Here is an 8,519-nt window from a genome sequence, read left to right as displayed (position 1 = left end):
GCCCTCGCCGCCGGTGAAGCGGTCGTAGCCGCCGTCGGTTCCCTCGACGACGAAGGTGTCGTCGCCGGCCCCACCGTCCAACGTGTCGGAACCGCTACCGCCGACGATCACGTCACCACCGGCCGAACCGTTCACCGTATCGTTGCCGCCACCGGCATCGATCCGCGCGATGTTCAGCACCTCGGTGGCGCTCAGGTCGATGACGTTGCCGCCGCCGGTGCCGGCGATCACGTTGAACCCCGCGCCCCCGTCGATCCGCTCCACCGTGTTCTCGCCGGTATAGCGGTGGAACCGGATGGTGTCGTCGCCATCACCGCCCAACACCTCGTCGAAACCCTCGCCGCCATTGACGGTGTCGTAGCCCGTATCGGCCTCCTTGGTCGCCACCGCCCGCGTCTCCGGAATAAGGAAACCGGCATCGGCCGCGCTACCCATCAGGAACAGGTCGTTGCCCGCCCCGCCGCTCAAGGTATCGGAGCCGGTGCCGCCGACCAGCACGTCGTCCCCGTCGCCGCCGGAGAGGGTGTCGTTTCCGCTGCCGCCGACGATCAGGTCGTCCCCTTCGCTCCCCACGAGCGCATCCCCGCCGCCACCGCCCTCAACCAAATTCAGCGCCCGCGAAACCTCGAGGGCGAAACCGGCGCTGGTGGAGAGTCCCCCCTGGTCAGTGGCGGTCACGACGATCAGGTAGCGCCCCACGCCGCCGCCGGTTCCGCTGAAGGTGCCGTTTTCGCCGTCGAAGGCCAGCCACTCGGGGAGCGGCGAGCCATCTCCCAACGTCGCACTGTAGGTGAGCGAGTCACCCGCATCGGGGTCGGTGAAGGTCCCGGCAGGCAGTTGGAACTGCAACGCTTCGCCGACGACGCCCTGCACGTCGCCGGGGGCGGCGCCCGCCACCGGTGCGGCATTGGCCGCGGCCACCTCGATGAGGAAACGGGTCTCGGCGCTCAAACCGCCCTGGTCGGTGGCGGTCACCACGATCTCGTAGCTACCGGCCGTTTCGGGATTGCCGAAGAACTGCCCCGACTCCGCATCGAACGCCAACCACTCCGGCAGCGGTTCTCCGCCCTCCTCGCCGGCCAGCGAGGCGCCGAAGGTGAGGTAGTCCTCCGGATCGCCATCGACGAACAGCCCCTCCGCCAACGTCACCGCAAAGGCCTCGCCAAGCGTCACCTGCTGGTCGGGCTGCTCGCCGGCCACCTGCGGCGCACTGTTGACGGCACCGGAAGCGAGCGCCTCCAGGCCATCGGCGTCGAAGAACCCGAAGGGACTGCCGATCTCCTCGATCCGGTTTTCGGGCGAGGCGTACCACCCCTCGAAGGTGATGCTCTGGAAGGCGTTGGTCGCGATCACCAGATCCATCCCGTCCCGGTAGACTTCGGGCGGCGGAGGGCCCTCGGGGTCATCGCCGCTCTCGGGATCGAACACCTCGTAGGGCTCGAAGGAGAGCGTGTCGTACCCGCCGGTGTCGCGGATCACGGTGTGGCCGGGCGAGTTGTTGATGTCGTACCCATCGTCCCCCTCGCCTCCCTCCATCCGGCCACCACCGTCGTCGTTGATGAGCCAGTCGTCACCCGGCCCCCCGATCAGGCGATCCTCCCCGGAACCCGCAATCAACACGTCGTCGCCGGCACCACCCTCCAGATAGTCGTCGCCTTCGTCGCCCAATAGCGTGTCGGCGCCGTCGCCTCCCAACAGGACATCGTTCCCCTCGAAGCCCTGCAGCCGGTCATCGCCGCCGAGACCCTCGATCTGGTCATCGGCCTCCGTCCCGTAGAGCTCGTCCGGTCCGTCGCTCCCCAGCCCCTCGAACTCCCCGCCCGGTTCGGTCGGCAGGCCGAGTAGCGCAACCAACTCGTCGAAATCGAACGCCTGACCATCGGCAAAGACGAAGCGCGTCGCCCACGCCACATCGCCGAACGGGGTGTAGCCCTCCTCGTCGGCGCTGAAGGCCAACAGGTTCAATTGGTCCCCATCGCCGTAGCTCAGGGAGAGGTAGATCTCCTCGTCGCCGAACCCGGGACGGGTCGCGTAGGCCGCCGACAACGCCTCCGGATCGATTCCGTCGCCGAACTCCACCACCGATGCGCCGAGCGGATCCAGCACCCAGTCGATTCCATCGCCCAGGGCGAAACGGTAGGTATCGCTCCCCTCCCCGCCGGAGATCTCATCCTCGCCGGGGCCACCGACCAGTACATCGTCCCCGATTCCTCCCCCGATCTCGTCGTCGCCACCGCCGCCGAAGATCCGGTCGTTGCCCTCGGCCCCCAACAGCTCGTCGTCGCCGTCCAGGCCGTAGATCGCATCATCCGCCTCACCACCCTCAATCGTGTCGCCGTCGTCACTGCCGACCAACGCCCCGTCGGGAATCGTTCCGTCCCCGCCGTCCGTGCCCCCTCCCCCGGTGGAGCTGCCATCCCCTTCACCGTCCCCGTCATCGCTCGATTCGCCGTCATCGCCGGAGTCTTCCGCCCCCGCCCCGGGGAGTTCCCGCGCCGGCAAACGGGCGACCACTTCATCGAGCGTCAGTTCGGCATCCAGGAAACGGAAGCGTTCGATGCCAAACCCCATGACATCCCCTTCTCCACGCATCAACACGGTTGCCGAGGCTTCTTCCGTCTCGGTGGAGCGGATTACGATGGCCGGACGCCCCTCGATATCGTCTCCCCACTCGAACTCCACGGAGTCGATCGCGGCGTTGAACCACGCTTCGTCTTGCACGAGCGTCTGTAGCGTACCGGCCTCTTCCAGGTCCTGGATGAATCCCGTATCCCAACCATGCAAGGCCTCTACGGCCTGGTCTTCGGTATACCCCAACCCTTCGAGCATGCTCCCGATCGGATCCGAGCTGAACACCCCGTCGTCCTGGATCAACGAAACCCCGCTGCCGCTGAAATCCATCAAGTAGATCGTTTCGCCATCTCCGCCGTACAGGCGATTCTCGCCGGAACCACCGGTGATATACGAACCGCCACGGATCTCGTCGTCGCCGTCGCCCCCGCTTACGAATGCCGTTGCCGAACCGTCGATCAGGTCATCACCGCCCCCTCCCTCAATCATCATCGGCTCGATCCCGACGCCCGTATCGACCGCCTGGACATACTCCTGACGTACCGGGTCCCACACCTCCGTGCGTACCGCCTCCCCCGGATCGTTGTCCGCATCCGAGAGATGGACGACATTCAAGGTATCGGCCTGCGTCAACAGCGCCATGGAATAGTCGATACCGCTCGAGTACCCGACCGTCGCCAGCCCCACCGGATAAAAGGCGATGGTCCCGTCTTCACGAATGTGAGCCCCGTTGCCCAGGATCAGCTCACCGCTCACCTGCTGGACGCTGAAGCTGGTTCCCACCATCGGGTAGGAGAACGAGGAGGTTCCCGGGGACTCGAAATACGCCTCCATCCCGACGGTGGTCACGAATTCATACTGCGGATTGCAGCCCGATATCGACTCCGTCGTTCCCCAGGAACCCTCGCTGCCCGGCACCTCCGGCCCCAACTCCACCTCTTCCCCACGCGCAACCTGCGCTTCGAGAAAGCGGGTATCCTGCTCAAGGTCCGGGCGAACCACCACCTCGGCGGAATAGTCGAACGGGATCACCCCGTCGTCCGGGAGAAGGGAGGCCGTATCCAGCATATCCGCGAAGTGGTACTGCTCGAATGCCGTCCACAGCTCCTCGATATAGCTGCTCCCCCCACCGCCTTCGCTCTCCCCGCCCCCTTCACCCGTCCCCCCGCCGACCGAGGGACTGAAGCTGGTCCCGCTGCCCAGCTCGAGTCGCCAGCGCTCCGGGTTCTGGAAATAGCCGGTGATGGTTGCCCCCTCGCCCTCCCCGCCCCACGAAAGCACCAGGTCGTCACCGACCTGTTCCGACGACACTTCACCGGGGAGCATTCCCGCAGCGAACTGAACCACGTCGACCTCGCCATTCCCACCGCTGTCGTCGATCGTGTCGCGCCCCCCTCCGACGCCCACCAGATAACGGTCGCTCCCTTCCCCCCCATCCAGGAAGTCGTCGCCAGCCCCTCCGTCCAACCGATCCTCTCCCCCCCCGCCGAAGAGACGGTCGTTGCCACCGTTACCGTAGAGAAGATCCCCTTCGTTCCCCCCTTCCAGGTAGTCGTCGGTGGAGTCCAACCCTACCAGTCTGTTGGAAGCGTTCTCCTCCCCACGAACATGGAGCGCCCTCTCGGTGAGGGTGGCACGGTCCAGAACCGTGCCGTCCGCAAACTCCACCCGATCGATCGCCCCTCCTCCGCTGAACCACCCTCGCACCCAGATGCCGTTCTCTCCCCCCCCGTCACCGATAACCACCTGTTGACCGGAACGTTGAACCACCAATTGCTCGGCGCTGATCCCCTCGCCGAAAACGATGACGTTCTCTCCCGCCTCGTCTTCGATGACGTCGCTGCCCCAAACTCCGGAGAAAAGATACCGGTCGCCGCCCTCGCCGCCGGCCAGGTAATCACCGCGAGCGCCGCCTTCAAGAGTGTCATCCCCATCGCCGCCGATCAGGTAGTCCGCGTCATCCCCACCGCTCAGGAAATCGTTGCCATCACCTCCCCGAAGCACGTCGACACCACTCCCTCCTTCCAGTTGGTCGTCGCCCTCGTCTCCGTAGAGCTCATCTCGACCCTCCCCTCCGTCCAGCGTATCCGAGCCTCCGCCTCCCACCAGGACATCGTTGCCCGCCCCCCCCGACAGATAGTCGTCCCCGGCCGGCTCCGGGCCGTCCGAGGGATCCCTCCAATAGGTCTCGACCGTTATCCCGAACTGTGTAAGGTCGCTGCTCAACGCGCGCGTATCCTCGGCGAGCGATTCATCCCATCGGTCGCCCCACATATGGTCGTCGCCGCTGCCGCCGTAGAGCTCGTCGGCACCGGCTTCGCCCTGAAGGTAATCGCTGCCGTCACCGCCCAACAGCGTATCGTTGCCTCCACCGCCGTAGAGCCGGTCCTCTCCTTCCCCACCATCGAGGACATCATCCCCCTCATCCTCAACATCGACCTCCCAGATCATTGGGAAACGAGCCGGGGAGGAGAACTGCCCAAAACCGAAGGACTCCGCCGTGAAGGTACTGTACGTTTCGTGGTCTCCCCACCAGCGGAGCATATATCTGGCGCGATCATCCCCATAGATGCGATCGTTGCCGACGCCTCCCGAAAGGAAATCGCTCCCCTCGGCCCCGAGAAGCCAATCGTTTCCTTCCTCTCCAAAAACGAAGTCGTCACCCTGCTCCGCTTCCAGCCAGTCGTTTCCCGAACCACCACGAACCGAGTCGTCCCCCATACCGGACCTGATTTCTTCATGACCCGCTCCGCCGTCGATCTGGTCGTCCCGCAGGCTACCGAAAATCAGGTCGTCGCCAGTGCCACCAAGGATTACCGCACCTAGCCCCTCCTCCGGAATCGGTATATCAGGATCGATAATGTAAGTAAGCCCAAACCGCGACCAGCCATCGCCGAAATACCTGGTTTCCGGATCATAGGGAAGCGCCCAGATCCAATCGTCGCCATCCCCCCCGTCGAGGACGATACCGGAGAAAGACACGATATCGGGAACTTTAATCCCGTCGTTTCCGTCGAGCGTCATGATTCGATCTACGCCGTTCGGAACCGCCAACTCGGTCTGGTCATCCGGATATCCCTGTATCGAACCACCACCAGGGAGCCCCGCGTTGGGAACATACACCGTGGGAGTTCCGCTCTCGGAGAACGTAAGGATCACACCGTCTCCCTCAGCGCTGAATGACACCTCCCTTCCCCCATCCTCACCGCCCCCATCGGCATCGAAGATGTCCACCGTGGAGACGATCAGTTCTGCTTCCCCAAAGCACTCGTTCAACTCATAGAACGGGATCCCCTCCGCCTGAATGAACGAAAAGTCCGCGTAATGATCATCGTCCGTCAGCGCATCCACCGTTATCTCCACCGAATCGGCGCCGGCGGGGACGATCAACCGGTAACGTCCCGAATCGCTATCCACGTGGGTGATAGCGTCGCCGGAAAGCCGCAGCAGATCGGTATCGCTGACCGTGAGGATCACTGCTTGCCCGTTCTCGTCCGCGGGACGGTCCAACTGTACAGTCAGCGTCGCTCGCTCCCCCTCGGTCAACGACAGATCGGAAAGCGAGATGACCGGCTGTTCGATGTCCTCGCCAAAATACGTCTTCGCCACCTCGGTAGCTGACGTGGCATATTGATCGGTGAAGTCGGAGAGAGGATTGTTCCCAAGATCGAATCCCGTACTCGAGAGCAGCTCGCGCACCGGCGCCCACATCCGGTCCACCGCGTCGCTCAGCGACTCCCCCGCCGACTCGTACACGTCACTGACCCACGACAGGTAGATCAAGACACCGCTGAGACCGGACGTGGCACCCTCGAAGGGAAGTTCCCGAAACAGCGCCTCCCAGTCACGATCCGCCAGCTCGGTAAACAGCGTGCGCTGGATCTCCGGCAGCGAATCGAACGACGCGGATTGCACGAAGTGACGTCCCACCTCGTGGAGCACCTCGTTCAACTCACCGGCGTTCGCCCCCACACCCGGTGCGTTGACCGCCAGAGTGGCCGCACCGAGGACCCCAGCCGCCAGCCGGGCACCCGCCTCATACGGCCCCGCCTCGTTGCCATTGAACAGCGAACTGATGGCCGCGGCACTCTTCTGCAAACTGTCGATCTGGAGATAGTCGATGGGTGCCGGCGTGGTGGGGAAGCCCCCCGACTGCGCGATCAGCGGACCGAACGTACCGAGCAGATGCCCCTCACCGGGATCGAACGGCCGCCCCGCCGGGTCCAGCACGTTGTCGAAGCGATAGGTCGCGCCACCTACATGGCCACCGCCGAGGCGGGAGACCAGGTCTCCGTCGATGTAGAAGTGGTGGGCATTGAGACCGTCGAGAAGAGCGGGGTTGTAAGCTGAATCACCGGCTCCCCGAAAGTTCTGCTCCAAGCCACTCTCGCCCCCCAAGCCATTGAACGTCGTGAGGGTGACCTCTGCGGACAAGGATCCCAACGGATGTTCATGAACGAATTCATAGGTCGCGTACTGCGCGAGGGCGCCACCGAGGCTGTGGCCAGTAAATTGTATTGAGGACGCTGTCGGCAATAGTCTATTAACACTATCAATCACCTCATCACGCGCCAGTGACCACTGCCCCCAACCAAGCTGTATATCATAATATGGATCTTGCGGAGTCTGCGGCTCGGTACCAGCAAACGCCACAATATACCTGTCACTATCCGTTTCCTTGAATATCGTTGCCGAGAATCCCGTATCGGGATTTTCGATAGGATCACCGTATCGCTGGTAACCGACCGGTACACCTTCGGTTCCGCGAGCGTAGGATGACGCGGCCCCCTCCAACAAACGTTGTAGTGTAGAGTTATCGCTCATTTATTTCTGCTCCCTGGGTCACATAGTTCAATCATCATGACGGTAGGCTGCCCCAGCCCGCCCATCCGCCCGGCTTCCAGATTTTTCATATGGGAAAAAGCAATACGGCACCCGCTCGGCGACACGCCGATACCATCTATATAACCAGCAGTAAGTAGCGCGTACCGATCTTTCCGGATGAGATAGAGCCCAGGACGACCTTTTCTGCTAGTTTTAAGCAACATGCCCGCGGCCGTCGGCACATAAACACCATTCCCGCCATGGGGCGCCCACTCGGGAATCCTTGTGCATACGCGTTCGAGCTCTCCTCGCCTTGACAACCACCAACCGTCGGCACAGCCCTGCTTTTTCCATCGATTGACGTCGGGCTTAAAAAAGGCGCTTGGATTGAGAAAATAACGACCTGAAAACTCATAGTAGGATGAACGATAGGGGGACCACACACGTTCGGTTATCGATAGATTTGATACAACCCGACCATCCTCGTCACGCATTGTCATCCGGAGACCATCCTGCAAATCGATGGTCTTATCTCCGCCATCGAGATAGCCATCCCCCATCTTCAGCGGAATCCATCTCCTACCCACCATTTCCGCCGGCCGCTCTTTTCTAAGACAGTCGAACTCAGCAATATCAATCCGCCCCGAACTCAGCGGAACGTGCTGATCCACCGGCGGGAACGAGCCGTTGGCCCAGCGGGCCATATAGCCTCGTTTGGATTTACTGCGATAGTAAAATGCTTTCCCATCCGAAAAACAGAAATAGCTGGGCACGGGACTCAATATCTTTCTACTTCCGTCCCGAACATCCCATACGTATACCCCACGGGGCGTATTCTCAAATTCTTCGGCATTTCTCGGCTTCGGCCCGATGTAACCCGAATACAGCACGTGATCCTCGTCCACCCAATAGGTTTTCGCGCGGAAAGCCGGGAACCCGGAGTCCACCACCCCGAACTCCTGCCCCAAGCAGCCCGTTAGAACAACCGTATAGAGAAGCAGCAGACAAATTCGAATCCTATGCGACACCCGGCTCTCCTTATCTTATTCCACCCGCTCCGCACCGGCGAACGCCACGATATACCGATCACCGCCCGTTTCCTTGAAAATCGTCGCCGAAAAACC

General features: G+C 62.5%; 2 protein-coding genes. Both read right to left on the bottom strand.

Annotated elements, in window-relative coordinates; translation table 11 throughout:
• A partial coding sequence (locus tag ACYQ2W_RS24420) for a putative Ig domain-containing protein (RefSeq protein WP_459873301.1) occupies window positions 1-7,395 on the bottom strand: 7,395 nt, incomplete at its 3' end.
• Window positions 7,392-8,345, bottom strand: coding sequence for a hypothetical protein (locus ACYQ2W_RS24415; RefSeq protein WP_459873299.1), 954 nt, complete (start codon window positions 8,343-8,345; stop codon window positions 7,392-7,394). The genes ACYQ2W_RS24420 and ACYQ2W_RS24415, both read right to left, overlap by 4 nt.
• Window positions 8,346-8,519 lie beyond the last annotated feature (174 nt).

It is taken from the genome of Endothiovibrio diazotrophicus (assembly GCF_054657215.1).
This window is presented reverse-complemented; position numbering and strand designations above follow the sequence as displayed.